Consider the following 24,612-nt stretch of genomic DNA (forward strand, 5'->3'; position numbering starts at 1 on the left):
TGATCAAAATCTATAGAATTACATAGATTATTTGTTTAGAATGATCTTTCAATTTTAAAGATAGGAGTCATTTTTTTGACAAATCATTTATGGAAATTATTCAAGTGCCCCATAGCCCTTTTAAACTACATCAAAAATTTTCACCCTCTGGTGATCAACCAAGTGCTATTCAAAATTTAATATCTGGCTTAAAAAATGGGTTAACATCTCAAACGTTACTTGGTGTCACAGGCTCAGGAAAAACCTACACCATGGCCAATGTCATTGCAAAAACGGGAAGACCCGCGATCATTCTTGCACATAATAAAACGCTAGCAGCACAACTATACTCTGAAATGAGAGAGTTCTTCCCAGAAAATGCAGTGGAATATTTCGTTTCTTACTATGACTACTATCAACCAGAAGCCTATGTTCCTTCTCGAGATTTATTTATTGAAAAAGATTCAAGTATTAATGAACACATCGAACAGATGCGTTTATCTGCTACTAAAAATCTGATTCAAAGAAATGATGTTATTATTGTTGCTACAGTTTCTGCTATTTATGGGATTGGTGACCCAAAAGAATATTCACAAATGATGTTGTTTCTGAAAGATAACCTAAAAATATCTCAAAAAGAAATTATTTCACAACTAATTATGATGCAATATCAACGTGGTGATATTGATTTTAAACGGGGTAACTTTAGAGTCAGAGGTGATATTATCGATATATACCCTGCTGAAAATTCTGAAACTGCAGTACGTGTGTTTATGTTTGATGATGAAATAGAAAAAATAGTAACTTTTGATCCTTTGACAGGTGCAATCAAACAAAGAATTGGTCGTTACTCGATTTTCCCATCTAGTCATTATGTCACTCCCAGAAATACCATTTTAAGAGCATGTAACCGTATAAAATCTGAATTGAAAGAAAGGGTCGAATTCTTTCATAAAAAACATAAAATTGTTGAAGCACAAAGAATAGAACAAAGAACTAAATTTGATTTGGAAATGCTTTATGAAATGGGCTTTTGCAAAGGTATTGAAAATTACTCTAGACATCTAACTGGAAAACAAGCAGGTGAACCTCCTCCTACACTGCTGAATTATTTACATCCAGACACTATAATGTTTATTGACGAAAGCCATGTCACTATTCCACAAATTAGTAGTATGTACAAAGGTGATGCGGCTCGTAAACAAAATTTAGTTGACTATGGCTTCAGATTACCCTCCGCTTGTGATAATCGACCCTTAAAATTTGATGAATTTGAACAATTAATGCCTCAAACAATATTTGTTTCGGCGACTCCTGCCAAATATGAAGAAGAACATGCTAGTCAAATAGTAGAACAAGTAGTAAGACCGACAGGTTTAATCGATCCTCAAATCATTGTTCGCCCTGTTAACTCACAAGTTGATGACCTACTAAGTGAAATCAATCAACGGGTACAAAAAAATGAAAGAGTTTTAGTAACTACTTTAACCAAACGCATGGCCGAACAAATTACCGATTATTACAATGAACTAGGCATAAAAGTCCGATATTTGCACAGTGACATTGATACAATAGAACGTGTGGAAATCATTCGTAGTCTTAGACTTGGAGAAATTGATGTGCTGGTTGGAATCAACCTCCTAAGAGAAGGACTAGATATACCAGAGGTGTCCTTAGTAGCAGTATTGGATGCTGACAAAGAAGGTTTTTTGAGAAGTCACAAAAGTTTAATCCAAACTATTGGCCGAGCTGCAAGAAATGAACATGGGGTAGCAATTTTATATGCCGATAAGATAACTGAATCAATAAAATTAACTATCAATGAAACCAATAGACGTCGTGAAAAGCAAATTAAATACAATGAAATCAATGGTATTGTTCCTCAACAAATTAAAAAGGAAATTAAGGATATTATCGATGGTGTTTATTATCATGATGAGAAAAAAAACAAAACCAAACCAATTTCTCAATCAGTAGATATGATTAAGGAAATTGAAAGACTTGAAAAAGAAATGTTGGCCAAAGCAAAAAATCTACAATTTGAAGAAGCTGCTTTAATCAGGGATCAAATGAATGCCATCAGAGAAAATTTATTTTTTATGGTTGAATAAAATATGACTACTTTAAAAGCTAATAAGAACTACATGACACCAACAGGTTGGAAATATTTAAAAAATGAGTTATATCATATTGTTCACCATGAACGTCCTAAAATAGTAGAAATTATCAATTGGGCAGCAAGTAATGGGGATAGGAGTGAAAATGGTGACTATATATACAGCAAAAGACGTCTACGCGAAATTGATAAGCGTATTAGATATCTAACCAAAAGGTTGGAAATAGCTGAAGTGATCGATCCAGAATTGAGAGAAAAGACTGAACAAGTATTTTTCAGTGCCACTGTTACCATCAGAAGAGAAGATGATTCCATTCAGACGATATCTATCGTAGGAACAGATGAGATAGATTTACAGAAAGGAAAAATATCTTGGATTTCTCCGCTAGCAAAGGCCTTAATTGGAAATTTTTCAGGAGATAAAGTTAAGCTGACTACACCAGAAAAAGAAGAATATATTACTATCAAAAATGTTCAATATATAAAAATAGAATAACCAAAGAGCGCAAAACATTATCTGCGCTCTTTAACCACAAAAATCCACGAGATCTTTTATATTTGATCTTGAACCTGTTGCTCATGATTGTCTATTTTAAACATCTCAGTTGCTCTACTAAAAGCATCTTTGGTTATTTGCCATGGGTTTTTTAAATTTCTATCAAACCATTGACCTTTTACCAAAAAGGCACTTTCAGGATAATTTAGTTCTAACAAGCGACGTGAATCAGAAGCTAAGTTTTCTTGATCTAATCTCTGATAACAAGACATCATAATGGCCAATGCCTCTTCAATATGTGACGTGTTTTTATAATCATTTAGAACAGTCTGAGCACGATTGGCAGCTGCGACAAAAGCCCCCATTTTATAATAGTACCTTGCAACAGCTATCTCATGACCACCCATTGCCTCCACTAAATCGTGCATTCTTTGTTTAGCATCAAATACATACTGACTATCAGGAAACTGAGTAACCAATTCCTGGAACACTTGGTAAGACTTTTTAGCAGATTTTGGATCTCTTTCTGCCCAATTCTGGTCTGATAAACGATCTAAAAAAGACTCATTTTTCTGATCAAATTCAGCTAACCCTTTGAGATACAATACATAATCCATACGAGGATGCTTTGGGTATAATTTCTGAAACTCAGCAATAGTTGCCAAAGCCAGTTCTTTTTCTTCATATCTATAATAAGCATAGGCTTTATCCAACATTGCCTGCTCTGCAAAACGTCCGTAAGGGTAACGCCCAATTAAAATATCATATAACTTAATTGCCCTAACATAATTTTTACTAGTTAACTCATCGTTGGCTTCCGTGTATAATTGTTCTACAGACCAGCCGTTAGTAAGTTGAGCATCTTTATCTACTTTTTCTGTGCTGGCACAAGAAGCCAATAAGGCCATTAAAACAACCCCTAAAAGTACTTTTTTCATGAATAAATTACCTTCCCAAAATATATCGGATGACAACGAAATCGATGCTGATTCATTGCATTATACAAATATTCTTAACCTAACCATCCCTAACCAATTTGCCGGAGAACGAATAGATATCGCTCTTGCCCAATTACTACCCCAATACTCCAGATCCAAACTATCTTCTTGGATAAAAAAGGGCATAATCACAGTCAACAATTCCCCAAGTATATCAAAACATAAACTAATAGGGGGAGAAAAAGTTAAAATTTTTTGTCAAGAAGATCAAGAAACATCTTACTTTAGAGCAGAAAAGGTTGATTTTGATATAGTTTTTGAAGATGAAGATCTTATTGTGATTGATAAACCTACCAATTTGGTTGTTCATCCCGCCGCAGGCAACTGGTCTGGCACTTTATTAAATGGTCTTCTATTTCATGACCCTAAACTATCTCACATCCCAAGAGCTGGTATTGTTCATCGACTAGACAAAGATACCACAGGTCTTATGGTAGTGGCTAAAAACATTATTACCCAAACAAACTTAGTTAAGCAATTACAAACCAGACAAGTGAAACGAATCTATCGTGCTATTGTCAATGGCATTGTACCTTATGATGGGAAAATAGAAACACTCATAGGACGACATCCTCACCAACGAACAAAGATGGCAGTAGTTCCATTTGGTGGGAAAGAAGCAATTACACATGTAAAAGTTCTGGAGAGATTTGAACATCACTCTTACATTGAATGTTCTTTAGAAACAGGCCGCACTCATCAAATTAGAGTACATATGAAAGAAGCAAAACACCCATTAGTTGGTGACCCTACTTACGGTAATATTCTATTACCTGCCAGTCCAACTATTAAAGAACAAATTATAAACCTACACCGCCAAGCATTACATGCATACCAATTAAGTTTTATTCATCCTCGCACTCAAAAAAATATCACCTTTAAAACAAAGCTACCCAATGATATGCAACAGTTATTAGCGGCAATGAGAACAGACTATGAAATAAGTTTACTGCCTGACAAATAGAAACTATTAAAATAAAAGCTAGAGGAAAATGAAATTGAAATATTTATTATTGGATAAAACTAAAATTAAGTGATATTGTAGTAAAAATACATCATAATGATAGATAATCATCTCTATAATAAAAATTCAATCTATTGTAAAATCTCTGAACTTTTATTTTTTAATTTTGATTTAAAGGTTAAGTAATGGAATACATAAGCACCAGAGGCAAAGAAGCAAAAAAAAGTTTTAGTGAAGTTTTATTAATGGGACTTGCTTCTGATGGTGGTTTAATGGTACCCGAGTCATATCCATATATTGATTCAAAAACACTTAATCATTTTCGGTCTTTATCTTATTCCGACCTTGCGTTTGCTATTATGCAACAATACGTATCAGACATACCCGATGATGATTTAAAATCTATTCTCAATCACACTTATAATAAACAAAATTTCCAAACTGAAAAAATCACTCCAGTTAGAAAATTGAGTAATGGTTTATATATCCTAGGTTTATCCAATGGCCCGACTCTTGCCTTCAAAGATATTGCTATGCAATTTTTAGGGAATATTTTTGAATATATACTCAATAAGCAAAATACTATACTAAACATTTTAGGGGCAACCAGCGGAGATACAGGTAGTGCTGCCGAATACGCTATGAAAGGTAAATCTAATGTGAATGTGTTTATGCTTTCTCCACATGGGAAAATGAGTGATTTTCAAAGAGCTCAAATGTATTCTTTAATGGATAAAAATATCTACAACATAGCTATCGAAGGCCTATTCGATGACTGCCAAGACATCGTTAAAGAAATACAAAATGATTTGGAGTTTAAGCAAACATATCACATTGGAACAGTCAATTCTATCAACTGGGGAAGGATTCTTGCTCAAATTGTGTATTATTTTAAAGCTTATTTTGAAGTGACTAATAACAATCAAGAGTATGTTTCTTTTTGTGTTCCTTCTGGAAATTTTGGTGATGTTTGTGCGGGACATATTGCAAAATCAATGGGCTTGCCTATTGAAAAACTAATTGTAGCTACCAATGAAAATAATGTATTGGAAGAATTCTTTTCAACTGGCGTTTATCAACCAAGAAAAGCCAATCAGGTTTACATAACCTCTAGCCCTTCTATGGATATTGCCAAAGCTTCTAATCTAGAACGTTTTATTTTTGATTTGGTTAATAGAGATGCAGACAAATTAAATTCTTTATGGCAACAATTAGAAACATCGGGTCAAATTGATTTAAGTACTTTGCTTGATGATGTTAGAAATAAATTTGGCTTTTTTACTGGCTCAAGCACTCACAAAAACCGCTTAGAAACTATACGTGATATTTATGAATCTGAACAAGATTTAATTGATCCTCATACTGCTGACGGCATTTATGTTGCTAAAAAATTCTCAAATATTAATAAGTTAATTTGTTTAGAAACAGCTCTACCAATTAAGTTTGAATCTACCATTAAAGAAGCTCTTGGTAATGAATTTATTGTTTCCAGACCTACTGTATGGAACGCATTAGAGGAAAAATCTCAAAAAATTAAAATACTTCCAAATGACAGTAGCAAGGTCAAAGAATTTATTCAATCCCAACTTTGAATTTAGGGGAATCATTTTTATGAGCACTTTAATATTACCTGGTGTTTTTATCATAGTTGGCATTTTTCTCTTACTATGGAGTGCTGATTTATTTATTAAGGGAGCAATAAGTATTGCGAATAAATTAGGAGCTCCAAGACTGTTAATTGGTATTGTTATCATTGGTTTTGGCACTTCTTTGCCAGAATTAATTGTCTCTGCCACTTCTGCACTAAAAGCAAATCCTAAAATTGCTTTAGGAAATGCTTATGGTTCAAATATTTTTAATATCGGACTAATTTTAGGGATTACTGCCATTATTAACCCCATTATTGTACAAACAAACACCCTGAAACGTGAATTTCCTATTCTTATCTTAATTACCTTGCTAAGTATCTATCTATTATGGGATTTAAGTATATCCAGAACTGACTCTATCATCCTGCTTGTTATCTTCTTACTCGCAATAATTGGGATGATGTGGCAAGATTTGTACAGTAAAAAAGCACCTATCTTAAATGAGGAAGAGTCTGAAATTGAAAAAACTTCAATGAGCCTAGTAAAGAGTATTAGCTTCTCTATCATAGGACTCATTATCTTAATCTCTAGCTCGAATTTATTATTACAAAATGCCGTAGAAATAGCTCAATACTTTAACATTAGCGAGTTAATTATTGGTCTAACCATTGTTGCTATTGGTACCTCACTACCAGAATTAGCTTCATCCATTGTCGCTGCAAGAAAAGGGGAAAATAGCTTAGCACTTGGCAACATTATCGGTTCAAATATATTCAACACACTAACTGTCGTTGGGGTAGCTGGTGTTATTCATCAACCGTTTAAAGCTGATGCCGAAGTTCTATCCAGAGACATGCCTGTGATGTTAATACTGAGCTTGATTCTCTTAATATTCAGTTTTCCACTCATAAGAAGTAAAACACCCGGAATGATTAACCGCATCGAAGGTCTGTTATTATTAATTGCTGTCATTCTATACAATATATCTTTGTTCTATTTAACAACTCACTGAAATTCCAGTACAACATCTTTATCTTCATCACGAATACGACTTGGCAACCCCATTTTATTCAACAAATTAATGAAGGGTTTTGGATTTAGCTCCTCTACATTTACCATTTTGCCTACTTTCCAAACCTTAGTTGCAATTAAAATGGCAGCTGCTACCGCTGGTACCCCTGCAGTATAGGAAATAGCTTGACTCCCCACCTCTTGATACGTTTGTTCATGATTACATACATTGTAGATGAAAACCTCTTTATCCTGCCTATATTTTTGTCCTTTGGCTAAAACACCAATCAGGGTATTTCCTGTATAGCTTACTGCCAAAGAAGCTGGATCTGGTAAAACTGCCTTTACTACTTTCAAAGGAACAACTTCTAATCCTTCAGCAGTTTTTATTTTCCGTTCTGATAATAAACCTAAACTTTTCAAGACCATAAATACATTCATATAATGAGCACTAAAGCCCATCCAAAATCGAATATTTGGTACACCTAATGTTTGAGACATGGAATGAATCTCATCATGACCTGTTAAATAAGAATCTTGATTCCCCACAATAGGTAAATCATCTGTTCTTTTAATCTCAAACATTTTGTTATTCACCCACTCACTATTTTGCCAAGTCCAGACTGTTCCTGTGAACTCTCTAAAATTGATTTCTGGGTCAAAATTTGTGGCAAAATAGTGCCCATGTTTACCAGCATTGATATCTATAATGTCCAAACTGTTTGTTTCATCTAAGTATTCATTCACAGCTAATGCAGAATAGGCATTAACAACACCGGGATCAAATCCACAACCTAAAATAGCAGTCACATTTTGTTCTTGACAAACTTCTTTCCATTGCCATTCATAGTTATCATACCATGGAGGGGTTTCACATACATGATTAGGATTTTCATGAATGGCAGTATCAATATAAGAGGCACCTGTCTTAATACATGCTTGTAAAACATATAAATTAATAAAAGCTGATCCAACATTAATAACTATTTTAGATTTAGTCTCTTCGATCAAATTAGCCAACTCATCAATATCCATAGCATCTACTTCATAACAATGAATACTGGACGGGATTTTAAAATTATTTTTTTTAGATACGCTATCTGCAATAGCATAACATTTTTCAATATGACGTGAAGCAATACTAATTTGCCCTAAGATATCATTATTTTGTGCACATTTATGGGCAACAACGTGCCCAACACCACCTGCACCAACAATTAATACATTTTTCTTTTTTTCTAATTTTAATCTCTTTCTATCTTTTTTCTTCATCATCCAAACCTACTTACTAATTAGTATTATGACAAACTATTTCTATAATCTTGGTAATCAAATGTTTTTACTACACGTAGACTGCCATCTAGTTCTTTCAGTACAATCGACGGCATATTAACTCCATTAAACCAATTTTTCTTCACCATGGTGTACCCTCCTGCATCAAGGATAGAGATCCTATCCCCTACTTTTAAGGGATTTTCAAATTTAAAATTTCCAAAAATGTCACCTGCTAAACAAGATTTCCCACATACTTGATAATCATAAACACCCTTATTAGGTAGAATTTTGGCTGATTGTCGATAAATTAACAAATCTAGCATATGTGCCTCTATCGAGGCATCTACAATTGCTATATCAATACCATTGTGCACAATATCTAAAACTGTGGTTTCTAGACTAGCACAATTTGTGACAGATGCTTCTCCAGGCTCTAAAAATACTTCAACATCATAATGTGAAGAGAAATCTGATAACCGTTTGGCCAATTTTTCAACAGGATAATGATTGGCCATAAAATCAATCCCCCCTCCAAAACTAATCCATTCCATTTGATGAATAATCTCAAAAAAATTTTGCTCAATGTGAGATAACATACTATCAAATAAAGAAAAATCATTATTTTCACAATTAAAATGAAACATTAATCCTGATATTTCAGAAACGACGGACAATAACTGATTTTTATCGACAACACCCAACCTACTATTCGGTCTGGATGGATCCGCAATAATAAATTCAGAACTGCTAACGCCTGGGTTGACTCTCAAACCTACAGGTATTTTCTGTGCCATGTGCTTAAATCTGTTAAGTTGAGAAATACTATTAAAAATAATTTTATCTGCATAAATGAGTACCTCTTCAATCTCATCATCACTAAAAGCTACGCTATAAGCATGGGTTTCTCCACCAAACATTTGTTTACCAAGCTTGACCTCATATAAAGATGAAGATGTTGTACCATCTTGGTATTGAGTCATCAAATCAAAAACACTCCAAGTTGCAAAACATTTCAGAGCTAGTAATATCTTAGTACCTGACAACTTCTTAAACTGATAAATCCTTTCCATATTATTTTTTAGTTTAGCTCTATCAATTAAATAATAAGGTGTTTTAATCATATGCATATTTTTAGCCCTAAAAACAAAATGAGTAAGAATAATTTTTGGCTACTCATTATACTAATTTAAATTCAGTAATCAACTAATTGAAACTATTTATGGTATGATTTTTCTTTTATAAATATCAATCAATAAGATAGGTTATTTTTCTTCCTAACATTAAATAACATACAAATGATCAATAGATAATTTAAATGAGCCAGGGATTTCACTTTGCTCAGTATTTTACTAAGGCATGTGTGTTAATCTGCTTTTAGTTCAACCAAAATAACTCAGTTTCCTATCTATGCTTATTCGTACCTTTTGGTTGACTAGGACTTAAAATACGTACGTTATATCTATAGCCATAATCTTTAATAAGAAATTATTTGATAAAAAAAAGAGGAATTTCCATATTGATGTTTTTTAAAACTCGTTTTTTTAACATAAGTTTTTTCCTATTCAACTTTATAATACGCTAGAGCTGAAGGTGATATTTTATTGTGCTACCAATACACAAAGATAAAATTAATATAACTAATCATATAAAAATAGTCATATTTTTCAAAAACCTGTACCTTTTCTTAAAAAACTTCTTCTGATATGACAAATTACCTAATTTAACCTGTGTCTTGGTGCTTGTAAAATAATCATAAATTAATAGAAACTATTACTAAAGAGTTGGTATTAACACTCCATCAAACAGCTTTTTAATTGAATATGAATTTAAAAGAATAAATAAATTTCCTGTATATGGTGTTTAAAAAAAGATACAATTAAAAATATTAGTAACAATTATGTAGTAACCACCTGGATATAAAAAAAATAATGAATTAGAAACAAAAGACAATCAATCACAATCCTCTTTAACGCTAAAATTGTTGTTTGTATCTTTAAAGTATACTTTATAAGTAATTCTTAAAACAATTTATCTCATTACTTTAATTGAGGTTATATCTAGAATTATAATAAATTTAACCTATTTTTAACATACACATACGCTAGGATAATTCATGTTATTCCAAAATCAAATAATAAATGGATTAACTAGGATCTAAATTGGCCATTATGAGTCGTCACTATGGAAGAAAGAATGATATCTCATCTACATAAAAATAAATATTTGTTCAATGTCTTAGCCTTATTATCAGTAGCTACATCAATGGTTGCCTGTCAAGGATCTCAGTCAGGTGCACAAATGCCTCCACCCGAAGTGACCGTCATCAAAGTCAATCGAAGTTCGATGGATATTAACAATACCTTAACGGGACGCCTTGAGCCTGTCAGAAAAGCAGAAGTTAGAGCAAGAATCCCTGGTGTTCTTAAGAAGATATATTTCCAAGAGGGGTCATATGTTAAACAAGGTGATCCTCTGTTTCTTATAGATGACAAGCCTGCTAGAGCTCAAGTTGCTCAAGCACAGGCTCAATATACCCAAGCAACCAGTCAATTAAACAAAATAAGTCCATTGCTACAATCCGGTGCGGTCAGTAGAACGGAGTATGATAATGCACGAACGAACATGCAAGCAGCTAAAGCAACTTTGCAATCAGCAAGGATTAATTTAGATTATGCCCATATCAAAGCACCTATTTCAGGAAGAATTGGTAAAACCTATGAAACAGAGGGCGCTCTAGTTGGACAAGGACAACCTACTCTATTGGCTGTGATACAACAAGAAAATCCACTAAAAATAGATTTAAACCTGTCAGTAAACGACTATATGAAGTTAAAACATTATGCCCAAGAGGCAAAAAGTGATATTGAAGGATTACCTTTCAGTATCATATTAAGTGATGGCACATTCTACCCAAAACAGGGAAGAATTTTATTCACTGATACTTCTATCAATGAGGATACAGGACAAATAACCATCAAGGGTGAGATTCAGAATCAAGAAAATCTACTGCTACCCGGTTTATTTGTAAAAGTACAAATTAAAGTTGGTTCTATCCCTAATGTATTTGCCATCCCAGTTAATGCAGTGGATCTGAATGATTCTGGTGGGGCTGTCATCGTTGTTAATCAAGATGGTACTTATGCTCTAAGGCAGATTAACATTATTAACCAAAATAAAGACTACATTTATTCAACTGATGGTTTAAAAGATGGAGAGTTAGTTTTAATTGATGGCAAAATGAAACTAATGTTACAACCTAAAAAAGTCACATACAAACTAGCAAGTGCAGTACAAACACAGGCTAATCCTCCAACTGATGAAAATACCCCCACAGATGATGATAATGAATTAGAAAATAAAACATAACAAAAATAAAAATTACCGAAATTAATAATCCTAAAGATGACTATTATGAAATTAGCCATTTTATAATGATTTATTTAAAGAGGGTTTAATATGTCTAAGTTTTTTATCAATCGACCTATTTTCGCATGGGTAGTTGCAATATTCGTTATCATTGTGGGGATAGTTTCTTACTACTCCATCCCTAGAGAGCAGTATCCTAGCATTGCTTCCCCAGCTGTTTCCATCAATATTATTTATCCTGGCGCTACAGCAAAGTCTATTGATGAAAATGTCATTAATGTAATTGAAAATGAGCTAATTAGTATTGAGGGACTGGATTATACCACAACAACTTCTGATGATACGGGATCAGGAACTGTCAAAGCTGTATTTAAACCAGGTACGGATATTGACATAGCCCAAGTACAAATACAAAACAGAATTGCATCTATTGAAAGAAAGATCCCAAGTAGTGTTCGTGACAATGGCATTATGATACGCAAAAGTACTAATAATTTCTTAAAAATGCTCTCTTTTTCGGTTAACAATAACCCAAACTTCACCAATGAGGATTTAGGTGACTGGTTATCTAGGATCATCGTACCCCAACTATCTAGAATTGACGGAGTAGGAAATATACAATTATTTGCAGCACCAAGAGCAATGAGAATCTGGTTAGATCCAGTTAAAATGCAAGCACTTGATGTCTCTACTGTACAAGTACAGCAAGCAATTCAAAGTCAAAATATTTATGTCACTGCAGGTTCTCTAGGGGCTTCACCTATGTTAGTAGAACAAAAAACGGTAGCTAGTGTCAGCGTCCCTACCATTTTAGAATCAAAAGAAGATTTTGAAAATATAGTAATCAAACAAGGACAAAACAATGAGACAACTCGTTTAAAAGACATCGCTCGAGTTGAATTAGGGATCAGTAGCTATGTATTTAGTTCCACCTCAAATGGCAAGCATAATGTTGGAATAATGATTGAAAAGACATCTGATGGCAATGCTATTACAACTTCAGATGCTATTGATGCAAAGTTACAAGAATTAAAACCCTCTTTTCCTAACGGAGTTGAGTACAATACTCCTTACGATACTTCTACTTTTGTGAAAGCTTCCATTAGCAAAGTTCAAAAAACATTAATTGAAGCCTTCATCCTAGTAGCAGTTGTAATGATATTATTCTTACATGGTATTAGATATACTATTATCCCTATGATTGTTATACCTATTTCAGTTCTTGCTGCTAATACAGCTCTGCTTGCTTTAGGAATGTCAATCAACATATTAACTATGTTTGCAATAGTTCTCGTTATTGGAATTGTTGTTGATGATGCTATCATAGTAGTTGAAAATGTAGAACGGATTATGAAAAAAGAAGGATTACCTCCTAAAGAAGCTACTATCAAAGCAATGCAACAGATTTCAGGTGCTATTGTTGGTATTACTTTAATTCTTATTTCTGTGTTTTTACCTATGTCTTTATTCCAAGGTGCGACTGGTAATATTTATAAACAATTTTCGGTTGTAATGACTGTTTCTATCGCCGTATCTGGCTTTATGGCTTTGACTTTAACACCTGCCTTATGTGCAACAATTCTAAAACCCCTTAAAGATAATAAAGATCCTAACTTACTACCCCCTAATCAAAAAGAAAATATACTTAACCACATAATTCTGATTTTTGAAAAAGGTTTGAACATTTTTGCAAAAGGGTTTTCTTGGTTATCTGATCGTTATATGAGTTCTGTTACTACCATTACAACTAAAATGAGAGGCATCATAACTCTGCTATATGTCTTGATTATAGTCATAGTTGGTATTGGCTTTTACTTCCTACCTTCTGGATTCCTACCTAATGAAGATCAAAATGTATTGATTTTGATGACTCAACTAGATAATAAATCTAGTATTAAAGACACAGAAACTGTTATGAAAAAATATACAGATTACATGCTAAATCAAGAAGAGGTAGAACGATTTACTGCAATATCAGGCTTTAGCTTTATGGGGCAGGGCGAGAATTATGGTTTAGGTTTTGTGACATTAAAAAACTGGAGTGAAAGACCAAAAAAATCTCAAAGTTCTTTTAGCTTAGCTCAAAAGTACCAAATGATACTGGCTCAAGATAAGTCAGCATTAAGCTTTATCGTTAATCCACCCCCTATTCCTGAATTGGGTATGAGTAACCAATTGGAAATCATTATTCAGGATAGAGCTAATCTAGGTTATGATGCACTTGAGAAAGCCAGACTAACCATTATGGGTGTAATGATGTCACCTTACTTTGCTAATAAAATTGTATCACCACAACCTGGTGGCAAAGGGAAACATACAGTGATGAGAATTAATATTGATAAAGATTTAATGATGGCCAATAAGGTACAACTGCAATCAGTACAACATGCATTAGCTACCTATTTAGGTTCTTTATATATTAATGACTTTCCACATAAAGGTAAAATGCAACGTGTTATCGTACAAGCTGATGCTAATGCACGCAAAAATGCAGAAGATACCATGAATCTAACTATCCCGAATCAGTATGGTAAGCAAATTCCTCTATCTACTTTTGCAACTTATGAATGGGTATCTGAGGCAGCTGATATAAATCGTTATAATGGTTTCAAGTCATTATCTTTAAAATTTAGTCCAGTTAATGGCAGTGGAACAGCTATTAAAGCTATGGAACAAATTGCATCACTATCATTACCGAAGGGATTTGGTTATGAATGGACAGGTATCGCTTCAGATGAAAAGAAAGCAGGTCATGAGTCTACTCTCCTTTATTTACTTTCTATTATTGCTGTGTTTTTGTGTCTAGCTGCCTTATACGAAAGTTGGTCCTTACCTTTAGCTGTTATCCTAGTTATTCCTCTAGGTGTGTTCGGCATAATTGCAGCGGCTTATCTAAAAGGACTACCTAATGATATTTACTTTAAAATTGGTATAATCACCATTATGGGTTTATCCGCTAAAAATGCAATTCTAATTATCGAATTTGCTAAGAATTTATACAAAGAAGGAAGAACAACTATTGATGCTGCTATTGAGGCTACAAAATTAAGATTTCGTCCAATCATCATGACTTCATTTGCTTTTATTGCTGGGGTTATTCCTCTTATGCTGTCTTATGGAGCCAGTTCTGGTGCACAAAGGGAAATCGGATCATTGGTTTTCTTTGGTATGCTAATTGGGACTTTTTTATCTACTTATTTTGTACCAGTATTTTATGTTCTTGTACGAAAAAATCAAGATGATAAATTTAATAATAATAAACAAATTACAAATGTTATAAATTAGAAAGAGTTTTATGACTATCAAAAATATGCCTTATTTCAAAAATCCTGTAAAAGTTTCTCTACACATAATTACTCTAAGTTTACTTCTAAATGCATGTAGTCTGGCACCAAAGTACCAAAAACCACAAATACAGAGTAATATCCCCCTCCCCCCACCAATGTTAGGTTCTGACATTCAACTCAGAGCCTACCAGATTGGTTGGGCAAATTACTTTGCTGATCCTCAATTAAAAGCTCTAATTGAAATTGGTCTAAAAAATAATTATGAAGTTCAAAAGGCCATACTTAATTTAAAAAGAGCCAATGCCCAGTATGGATTAGATATTTATAATCTGATTCCTAATTTGCAATTCCAAGGCATTGATAAAAGAAGAACAGGTTTTATTGATAATAGTTCCAAGAAAATCATTGCACAACAATACAATTCAGGGCTGGGGGTGACTAACTTTGAATTGGATGTATACCGTAAATTTGACCAAGGTCAAGCTTCTCAACATCAACTTAAAGCAACATACTATGATAAATTAAATTCTGATATTGCAATTATTTCTTCTATTGCTAAGAAATATTTCACAATGCGTATTAATGAAACAGTTTTGAGTAATGTACAACAATCGCTTGAATATCAAAAAGAGTTATATAGAATACAAGAACTAAGACATAAAGCGGGTATTATTTCTACACTAGAATTACTCCGTCATCAAAATGCACTTGACTCTGCTCAATCGAACTATTTAAATGTAAAAGAACAATATACAATGAGTGTGAATGAATTAGCAATTTTAATTGGGCAAGCTATCCCTAGTAATTTACCGACAAGAAGTCCTTTAGATAAGCAATTTTCTTATACTAGTTTTCCTAAAGACATCCCTTCTGAGGTGATGCTTTACCGTCCGGATATTAGAAGTGCTGAAGAACGCTTAAAGCAAGCTAATGCACAAATAGGTATGGCAAGAGCAGCATTCTTTCCAAGAATTACTTTAACAGGCAGTATTGGTACTAGCTCTACTCACCTCGATAAATTATTTAATATAAGTGCAATGCAATGGACTGCAGGGCCTAATATAACTATCCCTCTCTTTAATATATTCCCCAATGTTACTAATCTTAAATTATCAAAAATAGCTAAGGAAGAAATGATACTTAACTATAATCAGGCTATTCAACAAGCATTTTTTGAAGTAACCACAGCAATCAATATTTCTGAAAAACTACAATCTCAATATGAGTTAAGTAAGAAAATTATGCTCAACAATCAAAAAGCCAGAGATCTAACTCGCTTAAGATTTAATCAAGGTATTACTGATAGAAATGAAATGTTAGATGCTGAAAATCGATTCATTGATAGTCAAAATAATTTTTTAAATACACAACAAACTAAATTATTTAATCAGGTTGATTTATATACTACTTTAGGAGGTGGTATTAACCACTATAATTCCCAACCTAAACACAATAAAACTAAAGCTAAAGAAGTCAATGAGGGAGGTACTGAATCAAAATAAAACAATCAAAATAAAGCATATAATTTTATATCTTGATTATTGATATGAATATTGAATTTTTATTACAAATCGTGTTAGAATGACGGATTGACTTTAGGTAATTAAAAATTGATATATTAAATTTGATTGTATTATTTGTATTTTTATAGAGACAAGTTTTGGGAGTAACAAAATGGCTAAGGTATGTGTAATAACTGGTAAACGTCCGATGACTGGGAATCATGTTTCTCATGCTCATAACAAAACTAAACGACGTTTTTTACCAAACTTACAGAATCGTAGGTTCTGGTCTGATAGCGAAAATCGATGGGTTCATCTAAGAGTTTCTAATGTTGGCTTAAGAATGATTGACAAAGTTGGCATTGATGCTGTTCTAAAAGATTTACGCAATCGTGGCAAATTATAAGAAAAAGGAATCAATATGCGTGATAAAATAAAATTGGAATCATCAGCTGGTACGGGGCATTTTTATACAACCACCAAAAATAAAAAGACGATGACTGGTAAGTTTGAAATTAAAAAATTTGACCCAATTGCTCGTAAACATGTTGTTTACAAAGAAACAAAAATAAAGTAACTTTATCGAATCAACTTGTTGTTAATATAAAGGAAATATAATGAAATCGCAATTTGTTAAGTGGTTTTTTGTTGGAGTGGTAGGCCTTACATTAGTTGCGTGTGACACTAATAAATCTGATACAAAAAACAATCAAAAAAATGCTACTACCACCGCTGCTGATAGTAGTAAGTCCCCTGCTCTATCACCAGAAAATAAAAAACTAGCTGAAAACTGTGCCAAAAAAAATGAAGGGGCATGTAAGAAATTAACTGAAAACCTAGTTAAAGAGTGTGAAGCTAACAATGCACAATCATGTGTTGATTCTGCAGTTATTTTTATTCAACTAAATGATGCAGCTGTTAAAGCCCAAAATAGTGACTTAGCACTTCAGTCCTATAAACTTGCAGTAAGCTCACTAATTAAAGCATGTGATTTGAAAAATGAGGGGGCATGCAATAGTCTGAAGGAATTAAGTGATAATATCTTTAAAAACTTAAAAACAGTTAAAAACCAATGTGAAAATGATAAGACTGCTGATGCTTGCAAAATAATCAACGAAGCTAAACAAATATTACGTAATTCTTGTGATGCAGGTAAACAAAAAGACTGCGAGTATTTGGAAGCTTTATAACTTTGACTTAAATGATATTTAGTCAAAAGGCGAAGTGAGAGCTTTGCCTTTTTTATGCTTCTTTTGGAATTTCAAAAACACTACGTAAGTAGCTTAAAAAGGTATCATCTACGGCCATTGTTTTACCTGGACTATCCGAGATTTTAGCCACAGGCTGTCCATTGCAATTCACCAACTTTAAAACAATATTTAAGGGATCATATCCTAAATCGTTAGTCAGATTAGTACCGATACCAAAACTAGTTCTAAATCGATCCTTAAACCATTGATATAAATCCCATGCTTTTTCAATCGTTAAACCATCACTAAAAGTCAGCATTTTAGTTTGAGTAAGAATACGGAATTTTTGATAATGTTTGTACGCTTTTTCTCCCCACTCATACGGATCACCACTATCATGACGCAATCCATCAAACAACTTGGCAAAATATAAATCAAAATCCCTTAAAAAAGCATTCATGCCAACCACATCTGTCAACGCAATACCTAAGTCTCCTCTATATTCTTGTATCCAACTTTCAAGGCCTGCTTTTTGGAAATCTCTAAGCCGGACATTTAATGATTGAAATGCTTGCAAAAATTCATGAGCCATTGTGCCAATAGGATGGATATTAAACGTTTTTGCCATTAAAACATTACTGGTTCCTTTAAACAGATTAGGAACCGCTTGATGTAAACTATTGATTACATGCCACTGCCAATTAAAACTAAATCGTCTTCTAGTACCAAAATCTGAGAATATAAAAGGAGAGTTACTATCTTGTATTTTTTCTAGTTGGCGCAAATAAGCAATTTTTTTATCTAATCTTCTCTGCCCTTCTTGAGTATCATTGATAACACCTAATTTTCTGAAATAAAGTTCACTTACTAACGATAATATAAATATTTCAAAAAACATTGCTTGAATCATTGGCCCTTCTATTTTTATATTTAGTCTATTTTTCTCGTCTACAGACAAATGAATAAACCTTCTTTTTAGCTGAAATAATTCTAGATAATCAACAAAATCACTTTTAATGAATCTTAATTTACGTAAATAATCTAGCTCATCTTGCCTAAATTTTAACGCACACAAATAGTCCAACTGCTCTTCCAACTCATCGATAATAGCACTTAATGGGAAAGCGATTTCTCGCCAGTTTCTACATTTAAAATGGTAAACACTGTGTGTTTCTGGAAACTGATGTAGAATCACTTGTAGCATGGTGAATTTATATAAATCAGTATCTAGAAGAGAATTAATAATTGGCTTGTTATACATCCTAGATTCCTTGCTTTATTCAATTAAATAAAAAAAAAAAACAATCACTCATTCTACACAGATTCAGCCCTCATATTAAGATAAAAATCTATAAATTCATATTTTATTTGTATCCAACTTTCTTATACCATTAATAATCAAGTCTAGATGAACTATATATTCATGAACCACTCCTAGTGAATAATAAAAATAGAAATAAATCTATATTTTTATCATCGAATGTAAATATTTTTTAAATTTAACTTATAACAAATGGGGGGAAAACTATATCTAACTGATACATAAGTTGAAATCTATTGATTGTATATTACCGATAATCTTCATATAGCTATTGATAAAAATTGTAAACCTAATGAGTAGATTTATAGTCAATGCATCTTTAGCTAAATGTGTCTGGCTATGAATTGTATATCATGTGCCGCTAATAAACAGAGATTAAACTTAATTTATTAAAGTATATCATTTGAAATGTTAGCAAAACATACAGACCCTTTTTAGTTCCTAAATCTTAATGGATTATGAAAGAGTCAGTTACTGGTGTAAAACTAGCAAAATTATGGTATTAGGAGCATAATAGCCATTATCGGAGTACTGAAAATCTGCTTTTCAGTAGCTGAATATCACTTTAGAGGTGATTAAAAATCCTATACCAGATACTGGCTTTAAGAAAAAGTGAAGCCAATATTTGTAAAAGGGAGAGCAAGAATGAAAAATTTTCTTACAAAATAATAAAGGCTTTACGAAAGCTATAAAAGTATGTTATGAATACAGATGTAAAATAAAGGATTAAAAAATTATGAAAAACTATCTAATATTAATAACTGCCATTTTAATACCCACTTTTTCATACGCTGATAAAAAGCAAGACGAGGTCAGAGCAGTGCAGCAATTAACCCAATACGATCAAAAATGTGCTCAGTTTGACAAGGATGCTTGCAAGACCTTACTTACTAAATTAGCGGATATGTGCAAGAAAAATTCATTCGCTTGCTTTAGACTAGGTGAAATTGCTGCTATTAATAGCGAAGTGGCGGCCAGACAAGGGATGACAGAAGACTCTATTCAGTGGCTAGACCTGGCGGTAGGAAGTACCAAACGTGCTTGTCAATTGAACCTGCCTCAAGCATGTACCGAAGTAAAAAAATTAAAATCCAGCTTCCGAAAGTCATGTGAAAAAGGGGATCAATTTTTCTGTAAGGCATCTAAACTACTTTAAAAATATTTAGTTTGATTTAAAGTAGCTATCTGATTTTATTTTAGTTAGCCAATCGGTCTAAATTAGGATTAAAAGGGCTAACTAAAATTTTTTAGTTTATGATATACAATCCAATATTCTTATGAAATATTAATAATTATGAAAGTACCCGAACTACTATTACCTGCAGGTGGGCTAGAACGGATGCGCACTGCTTTTGATTATGGAGCTGACGCAGTCTATGCTGGGTTACCACGCTACTCCTTACGAGCTAGAAACAATGAATTTCTGCATTTATCTGAATTAGAAATTGGTATTAATGAAGCACATCAAAGAGGAAAAAAATTTTTTGTAGCTAGCAATATTCTACCACACAATGCAAAGCTAAAAACTTTTTTAAAAGATATCAAGCCTATTATTGACTTAAGGCCTGATGCTTTAATTATGGCAGATCCTGGCTTAATTATGAAGGTAAGAGAACACTGGCCAGATATACCTATCCATTTATCGGTGCAAGCCAATACTACTAATTATTGGAGTGTAGAATTTTGGAAAAAGGTAGGTATTTCTCGTATTATTTTATCCAGAGAATTGTCCTTGGATGAAATCACTCAGATTAGACAAGAGTGTCCTAATATAGAACTGGAAGTTTTCGTACATGGCGCACTTTGTATTGCTTACTCTGGGCGGTGTTTATTATCAGGCTATTTTAACCATCGTGATCCTAACCAAGGCACATGTACAAATGCTTGCCGCTGGAATTATTCAATACAATCAACCCAAGAAACTGTCTCTGGAGATGTCTCCCCTATTCTTGATTTCAACTTTGAACAATCACTACAAGAACAAAACCAAGCAATGACAGATTGCGGTTCCCAAGAAAGACACCCACTGGCGGATAAGGTTTATCTGATTGAAGAAGCCAATCGACCTGGATCCTTACTACCTATCATGGAAGACGAACATGGTACCTACATTATGAACTCAAAAGATTTACGTGCTGTAGAAAATGTAGCTAAACTAACTCAAATAGGTGTAGATTCATTAAAAATCGAGGGTCGAACCAAATCTGTCTACTATGTTGCACGTACTGCTCAGGTGTACCGTCAAGCGATTGATGATGCAGTTGCAGGCAAGCCATTTGATTACTCTTTATTAGCAGAATTAGAAGGTTTAGCCAATAGAGGTTATACCACAGGCTTTCTGGAAAGACATCATACTCAAGATTATCAGAATTATTTAACTGGCCACTCTACTTCGAAAAGTTCTATCTATGTAGGGCAGGTTAAAGATATTGATTCAGAGGGTTGGGCGACCATAGATGTCAAAAATAAATTTTCCGTTGGTGATCAGGTTGAAATCATCCACCCAACAGGTAACGAAATCATTACTATTCGACAAATAAAGTATAAAAATTCTTTTATCGACTGTGCTAAGGGCAATGGAATCAAAGTATTAATTCCTAATATGCAAGGGAAAGATAATGCTTTGTTAACAAGAATTATATCTAATAAGAAAGATAACTATGCTTAAATTTACCCTACTAGCACAGGATGGACTAGCGAGAAGAACACAAATAGAATTAAACCACGGTACAATACAGACACCTATTTTTATGCCTGTTGGTACTTATGGGTCTGTTAAGGGCATGACCCCTTTAGATTTAGAAAATATTAATGCTGAAATTATTCTAGGTAACACATTCCATTTGTGGTTAAGGCCAGGTCTCGATACCATCCAATCATTCGGTGGCCTGCACAATTTTATTGGCTGGAAAAAACCTATTCTAACTGACTCTGGTGGATTCCAAGTTTTTTCATTAGCAAATATGAGGAATCTAAAAGAAGAAGGTTGTACTTTTCGAAGCCCTATTAATGGAGAAAAATTATTTTTATCTCCTAGAATTTCAATGCAAATCCAGAGTATTTTAAATTCTGACATTGCTATGCAACTAGATGAATGCCTACATGGAACAGCCGATAGAAAATCAACTATTATTTCTTTGGAACTTAGTGCTCGTTGGGCTGAACAATCACTACAGGCATTTCGACAATTAAATAACCCCAATGCTCTATTTGGAATTGTACAAGGGGGGATGTATGAAGATTTACGAGAGCAATCTTTAGCATACTTACTAGATCTTGATTTTGATGGCTTAGCCATAGGTGGCTTGTCAGTAGGGGAAAGTAAAGAAGATATGTATAGAATACTAAAACATACTGCACCTATTCTACCTAAAGATAAACCTCATTACTTAATGGGTGTTGGGACACCTGAAGATATTGTTAAAGGCGTTGCTTGTGGCGTTGATATGTTCGATTGTGTTATGCCAACTAGGAATGCGAGAAACGGATGGTTGTTTACCCGTTTCGGTGATATTAAAATAAAAAATGCTAGATATAAACAAGATCATCGGCCACTTGATGAAACTTGTACATGCTATACTTGCCAAAATTTCTCTCGTGCTTACTTGCATCATTTACATAAATGTAAAGAAATTTTAGGTGCTCAATTAAATACCATTCATAATCTCAGCTATTATTCAGAATTAATGCAAGAAATAAGAAATAGTATAGAAAAACAGCAATTTGAAAATTTTATGCATAAATTCCATACGGACAGAAACCAAGGTATATCATAAGTAATACCAATGCTAAACTGATATTAACATCAGTCAGATCTCATGCAACTCAAATATCATTAATTATTCTAAACAAAATCATCGTACTCTGTATTATGACCAACCTAATTTGACACTACTTCTTGTTCTGAAACATATGTTTTATTGATTCGTATTTCTTCACTATTTTCCTAAGTTGGTCTTCATCCCATTTTGCCTTTACGCCTATCACTTTTTTCATTTTTAATTAATCTAAAAGCTTGAAACGAACGATACCCAGTTAAAAATGTGGTTACAAATGATGTAAAAATAATAGGATATGCAATTAAATCAGTGAATTTAAAGAATAAAATAGTCAATACTAAAAGAACAATACTAATCCCTAAATATGAGTAAAACTCTGCTTTGTCTAAAACATCTTGATCTTCTGTACTACCGCGAAAAATTTCATCTATACTTTTACCTAAATAAGCCATTTGTCTTACTAAAGCTTTTGATTGCATATTTGTAAATCGACTTCTCTCTACAGGGGTTAATTTTTCCCGCTCATTGGCTAATTGTGCTTTCCTATCTTCACTTAATACTATCTCAGTAGAATGTTTAATATCATCTAAATATGCCATTGCCAATGGTAAAACTGCTTCTTCTCCCTCCAACATAATATCTAACTCACTATTGGCAAACCAACTAGATATATTTAAATTAGTTGAACCAACTCTTGCCCATTTTCCATCCAAAACTAATGTTTTTGAATGAATCATCGAACCATTCCATTCAAAGATTCTTACACCAGCCTCTAGTAAATCACGATATTGGGTTCTAGAAACAGAAGCAATCCAAGGGATATCAGATGAACGTGGAACTAATATTCTAACATCGACGCCATCTTTGGCTGCATTAATCAACAATTGTAGGTACATTTTGGTTGGCATGAAATAAGCGTCAGTAATCCAAACACTTGATTGCGCAAAAGTAATGGCCATCAAATCCAAGCGTATCATATTTGCAGTCAATCGGCTAGTTGCTATCACCCAAGCATTTGATAAGGATGCTTCTTGAGATAAATCTCTCATAGGTAATGGTTTTTCATCAAAAGCTACTTCTGAAAGATCAGATAATGTTCCTTTAAAAGCTTCTAAAACTTCTAATACAATTGGCCCCTCTAATTCAAGTCCACTATCTCGCCAAGCAGGAATTCCTTTTTTGGGATCTCCTTCCCAATCTGAAGACATACATAGTCCAGATACATATGCTTTTCTACCATCTATAATAATAGATTTACGATGATTACGAGATAAGACTCCCATTCCTGAAAAAACATTTAATTTATTAAATGTAAAAACCCGTGCTCCATTCTCTCTTAATGGATTAAAAAAACCTTTGATATGTGCACTCAAGCTTCCAAACCAGTCATAAATTAAATAAACATTAACCCCCTGTTTTAATTTTTTGATAAGTAAATCTCGGACTTTTTGACCATAATTTTTGGGCTCCCATATGTACATCTCAATACAAATGAATTTTTCTGCTGAATTGATACCCTCTAACCATACTGGAAAATTTTCTACTGCATCTTTTAAATAGGTTATTTTATTATTTTTCGTTGATTTAGAACCTCCCGTAATTCTACAAATAGAAGTTTCTAATATTTTATCTATTGATATCCCTTCTGATACTTCATTTGTTTTTACTTTGTCCATAGTACAAACCCTTATTTGTTTTGAATAATTTTTGTTCATGTATGAACAAGTTTACATCATATC

At 33.2% G+C, this 24,612-nt stretch carries 19 protein-coding genes; 14 read left to right on the forward strand and 5 right to left on the reverse strand.

What is annotated here, in order from left to right; all coding sequences use genetic code 11:
- Positions 1-89: 89 nt before the first annotated feature.
- Both uvrB and greB read left to right on the forward strand, forming a co-directional pair.
- Positions 90-2,090: an excinuclease ABC subunit UvrB gene (uvrB, locus tag GKC53_02465; protein QRN41013.1), complete on the forward strand. Its 2,001-nt coding sequence runs from the start codon at positions 90-92 to the stop codon at positions 2,088-2,090.
- A 3-nt stretch (positions 2,091-2,093) separates the two neighbouring features.
- Positions 2,094-2,591 (forward strand): transcription elongation factor GreB, encoded by a 498-nt coding sequence (gene greB / locus GKC53_02470; protein ID QRN41014.1) that lies wholly within the window; start codon positions 2,094-2,096, stop codon positions 2,589-2,591.
- 56 nt (positions 2,592-2,647) lie between these two features.
- Here greB and bamD read toward each other — a convergent pair whose 3' ends face one another.
- Positions 2,648-3,529 (reverse strand): outer membrane protein assembly factor BamD, encoded by an 882-nt coding sequence (gene bamD, locus GKC53_02475; GenBank protein QRN41015.1) that lies wholly within the window; start codon positions 3,527-3,529, stop codon positions 2,648-2,650.
- On the opposite strand from bamD, the gene rluD reads away from it, so the two are divergent.
- The 3 genes from rluD (at position 3,528) to GKC53_02490 (ending at position 7,154) form a co-directional block, all read left to right on the forward strand.
- A complete protein-coding gene (gene rluD / locus GKC53_02480; protein QRN41016.1) occupies positions 3,528-4,553 on the forward strand; it encodes a 23S rRNA pseudouridine(1911/1915/1917) synthase RluD in 1,026 nt (341 codons plus the stop codon). The genes bamD and rluD overlap by 2 nt on opposite strands.
- A gap of 185 nt (positions 4,554-4,738) precedes the next feature.
- Entirely contained in the window at positions 4,739-6,145 is a 1,407-nt protein-coding gene (locus GKC53_02485; protein QRN41017.1) for a threonine synthase, read from the forward strand.
- Positions 6,146-6,164: 19 nt separating this feature from the next.
- Positions 6,165-7,154: a calcium/sodium antiporter gene (locus GKC53_02490; GenBank protein QRN41018.1), complete on the forward strand. Its 990-nt coding sequence runs from the start codon at positions 6,165-6,167 to the stop codon at positions 7,152-7,154.
- On the opposite strand, the gene GKC53_02495 is transcribed toward GKC53_02490, so the two are convergent.
- Positions 7,148-8,425, reverse strand: a complete 1,278-nt coding sequence (locus tag GKC53_02495; GenBank protein QRN41820.1) for a saccharopine dehydrogenase — start codon at positions 8,423-8,425, stop codon at positions 7,148-7,150. The genes GKC53_02490 and GKC53_02495 overlap by 7 nt on opposite strands.
- Before the next feature lie 26 nt (positions 8,426-8,451).
- A complete protein-coding gene (locus GKC53_02500; protein ID QRN41821.1) occupies positions 8,452-9,549 on the reverse strand; it encodes a carboxynorspermidine decarboxylase in 1,098 nt (365 codons plus the stop codon).
- 1,060 nt (positions 9,550-10,609) lie between these two features.
- Between GKC53_02500 and GKC53_02505 the strand changes: the two genes are divergently transcribed.
- The 6 genes from GKC53_02505 (at position 10,610) to GKC53_02530 (ending at position 17,773) form a co-directional block, all read left to right on the forward strand.
- A complete protein-coding gene (locus GKC53_02505; GenBank protein QRN41019.1) occupies positions 10,610-11,794 on the forward strand; it encodes an efflux RND transporter periplasmic adaptor subunit in 1,185 nt (394 codons plus the stop codon).
- A 90-nt stretch (positions 11,795-11,884) separates the two neighbouring features.
- Positions 11,885-15,079, forward strand: coding sequence for an efflux RND transporter permease subunit (locus GKC53_02510; protein ID QRN41020.1), 3,195 nt, complete (start codon positions 11,885-11,887; stop codon positions 15,077-15,079).
- 10 nt (positions 15,080-15,089) lie between these two features.
- Positions 15,090-16,583 (forward strand): efflux transporter outer membrane subunit, encoded by a 1,494-nt coding sequence (locus GKC53_02515; protein ID QRN41021.1) that lies wholly within the window; start codon positions 15,090-15,092, stop codon positions 16,581-16,583.
- Between the two features lie 172 nt (positions 16,584-16,755).
- Complete coding sequence (gene rpmB / locus GKC53_02520) at positions 16,756-16,989, forward strand: 50S ribosomal protein L28 (GenBank protein ID QRN41022.1); 234 nt, start codon at positions 16,756-16,758, stop codon at positions 16,987-16,989.
- A gap of 15 nt (positions 16,990-17,004) precedes the next feature.
- Positions 17,005-17,160 (forward strand): 50S ribosomal protein L33, encoded by a 156-nt coding sequence (gene rpmG / locus GKC53_02525; protein ID QRN41023.1) that lies wholly within the window; start codon positions 17,005-17,007, stop codon positions 17,158-17,160.
- A 40-nt stretch (positions 17,161-17,200) separates the two neighbouring features.
- Entirely contained in the window at positions 17,201-17,773 is a 573-nt protein-coding gene (locus GKC53_02530) for a hypothetical protein (protein ID QRN41024.1), read from the forward strand.
- Between the two features lie 52 nt (positions 17,774-17,825).
- On the opposite strand, the gene pncB is transcribed toward GKC53_02530, so the two are convergent.
- A complete protein-coding gene (gene pncB / locus GKC53_02535; protein QRN41025.1) occupies positions 17,826-19,034 on the reverse strand; it encodes a nicotinate phosphoribosyltransferase in 1,209 nt (402 codons plus the stop codon).
- 796 nt (positions 19,035-19,830) lie between these two features.
- Between pncB and GKC53_02540 the strand changes: the two genes are divergently transcribed.
- The 3 genes from GKC53_02540 to tgt all read left to right on the forward strand — a co-directional run bounded on the left by GKC53_02540 (position 19,831) and on the right by tgt (position 22,870).
- A complete protein-coding gene (locus GKC53_02540) occupies positions 19,831-20,250 on the forward strand; it encodes a hypothetical protein (GenBank protein QRN41026.1) in 420 nt (139 codons plus the stop codon).
- A gap of 138 nt (positions 20,251-20,388) precedes the next feature.
- Entirely contained in the window at positions 20,389-21,762 is a 1,374-nt protein-coding gene (locus GKC53_02545; GenBank protein QRN41027.1) for a tRNA 5-hydroxyuridine modification protein YegQ, read from the forward strand.
- Positions 21,755-22,870 (forward strand): tRNA guanosine(34) transglycosylase Tgt, encoded by a 1,116-nt coding sequence (gene tgt / locus GKC53_02550; protein ID QRN41028.1) that lies wholly within the window; start codon positions 21,755-21,757, stop codon positions 22,868-22,870. Before GKC53_02545 ends, tgt begins: the two co-directional genes overlap by 8 nt.
- Positions 22,871-23,052: 182 nt before the next feature.
- Here the strand turns inward: tgt and GKC53_02555 are convergent, their stop codons facing one another.
- A complete protein-coding gene (locus GKC53_02555; protein QRN41029.1) occupies positions 23,053-24,588 on the reverse strand; it encodes a cardiolipin synthase B in 1,536 nt (511 codons plus the stop codon).
- Positions 24,589-24,612: the final 24 nt, after the last annotated feature.

Source organism: Neisseriaceae bacterium (assembly GCA_016864895.1).
Classification (GTDB): domain Bacteria; phylum Pseudomonadota; class Gammaproteobacteria; order Burkholderiales; family Neisseriaceae; genus QFNR01.

What these genes read in the sequence shown, in the direction of transcription:
- uvrB (QRN41013.1), top strand. Translation starts at nt 90, where the DNA reads ATGGAAATTATTCAAGTGCCCCATAGCCCTTTTAAACTACATCAAAAA.
- greB (QRN41014.1), top strand. Translation starts at nt 2,094, where the DNA reads ATGACTACTTTAAAAGCTAATAAGAACTACATGACACCAACAGGTTGG.
- rluD (QRN41016.1), top strand. Translation starts at nt 3,528, where the DNA reads ATGAATAAATTACCTTCCCAAAATATATCGGATGACAACGAAATCGAT.
- bamD (QRN41015.1), bottom strand. Translation starts at nt 3,529, where the DNA reads ATGAAAAAAGTACTTTTAGGGGTTGTTTTAATGGCCTTATTGGCTTCT.
- GKC53_02485 (QRN41017.1), top strand. Translation starts at nt 4,739, where the DNA reads ATGGAATACATAAGCACCAGAGGCAAAGAAGCAAAAAAAAGTTTTAGT.
- GKC53_02490 (QRN41018.1), top strand. Translation starts at nt 6,165, where the DNA reads ATGAGCACTTTAATATTACCTGGTGTTTTTATCATAGTTGGCATTTTT.
- GKC53_02495 (QRN41820.1), bottom strand. Translation starts at nt 8,425, where the DNA reads ATGAAGAAAAAAGATAGAAAGAGATTAAAATTAGAAAAAAAGAAAAAT.
- GKC53_02500 (QRN41821.1), bottom strand. Translation starts at nt 9,549, where the DNA reads ATGATTAAAACACCTTATTATTTAATTGATAGAGCTAAACTAAAAAAT.
- GKC53_02505 (QRN41019.1), top strand. Translation starts at nt 10,610, where the DNA reads ATGGAAGAAAGAATGATATCTCATCTACATAAAAATAAATATTTGTTC.
- GKC53_02510 (QRN41020.1), top strand. Translation starts at nt 11,885, where the DNA reads ATGTCTAAGTTTTTTATCAATCGACCTATTTTCGCATGGGTAGTTGCA.
- GKC53_02515 (QRN41021.1), top strand. Translation starts at nt 15,090, where the DNA reads ATGACTATCAAAAATATGCCTTATTTCAAAAATCCTGTAAAAGTTTCT.
- rpmB (QRN41022.1), top strand. Translation starts at nt 16,756, where the DNA reads ATGGCTAAGGTATGTGTAATAACTGGTAAACGTCCGATGACTGGGAAT.
- rpmG (QRN41023.1), top strand. Translation starts at nt 17,005, where the DNA reads ATGCGTGATAAAATAAAATTGGAATCATCAGCTGGTACGGGGCATTTT.
- GKC53_02530 (QRN41024.1), top strand. Translation starts at nt 17,201, where the DNA reads ATGAAATCGCAATTTGTTAAGTGGTTTTTTGTTGGAGTGGTAGGCCTT.
- pncB (QRN41025.1), bottom strand. Translation starts at nt 19,034, where the DNA reads ATGTATAACAAGCCAATTATTAATTCTCTTCTAGATACTGATTTATAT.
- GKC53_02540 (QRN41026.1), top strand. Translation starts at nt 19,831, where the DNA reads ATGAAAAACTATCTAATATTAATAACTGCCATTTTAATACCCACTTTT.
- GKC53_02545 (QRN41027.1), top strand. Translation starts at nt 20,389, where the DNA reads ATGAAAGTACCCGAACTACTATTACCTGCAGGTGGGCTAGAACGGATG.
- tgt (QRN41028.1), top strand. Translation starts at nt 21,755, where the DNA reads ATGCTTAAATTTACCCTACTAGCACAGGATGGACTAGCGAGAAGAACA.
- GKC53_02555 (QRN41029.1), bottom strand. Translation starts at nt 24,588, where the DNA reads ATGAACAAAAATTATTCAAAACAAATAAGGGTTTGTACTATGGACAAA.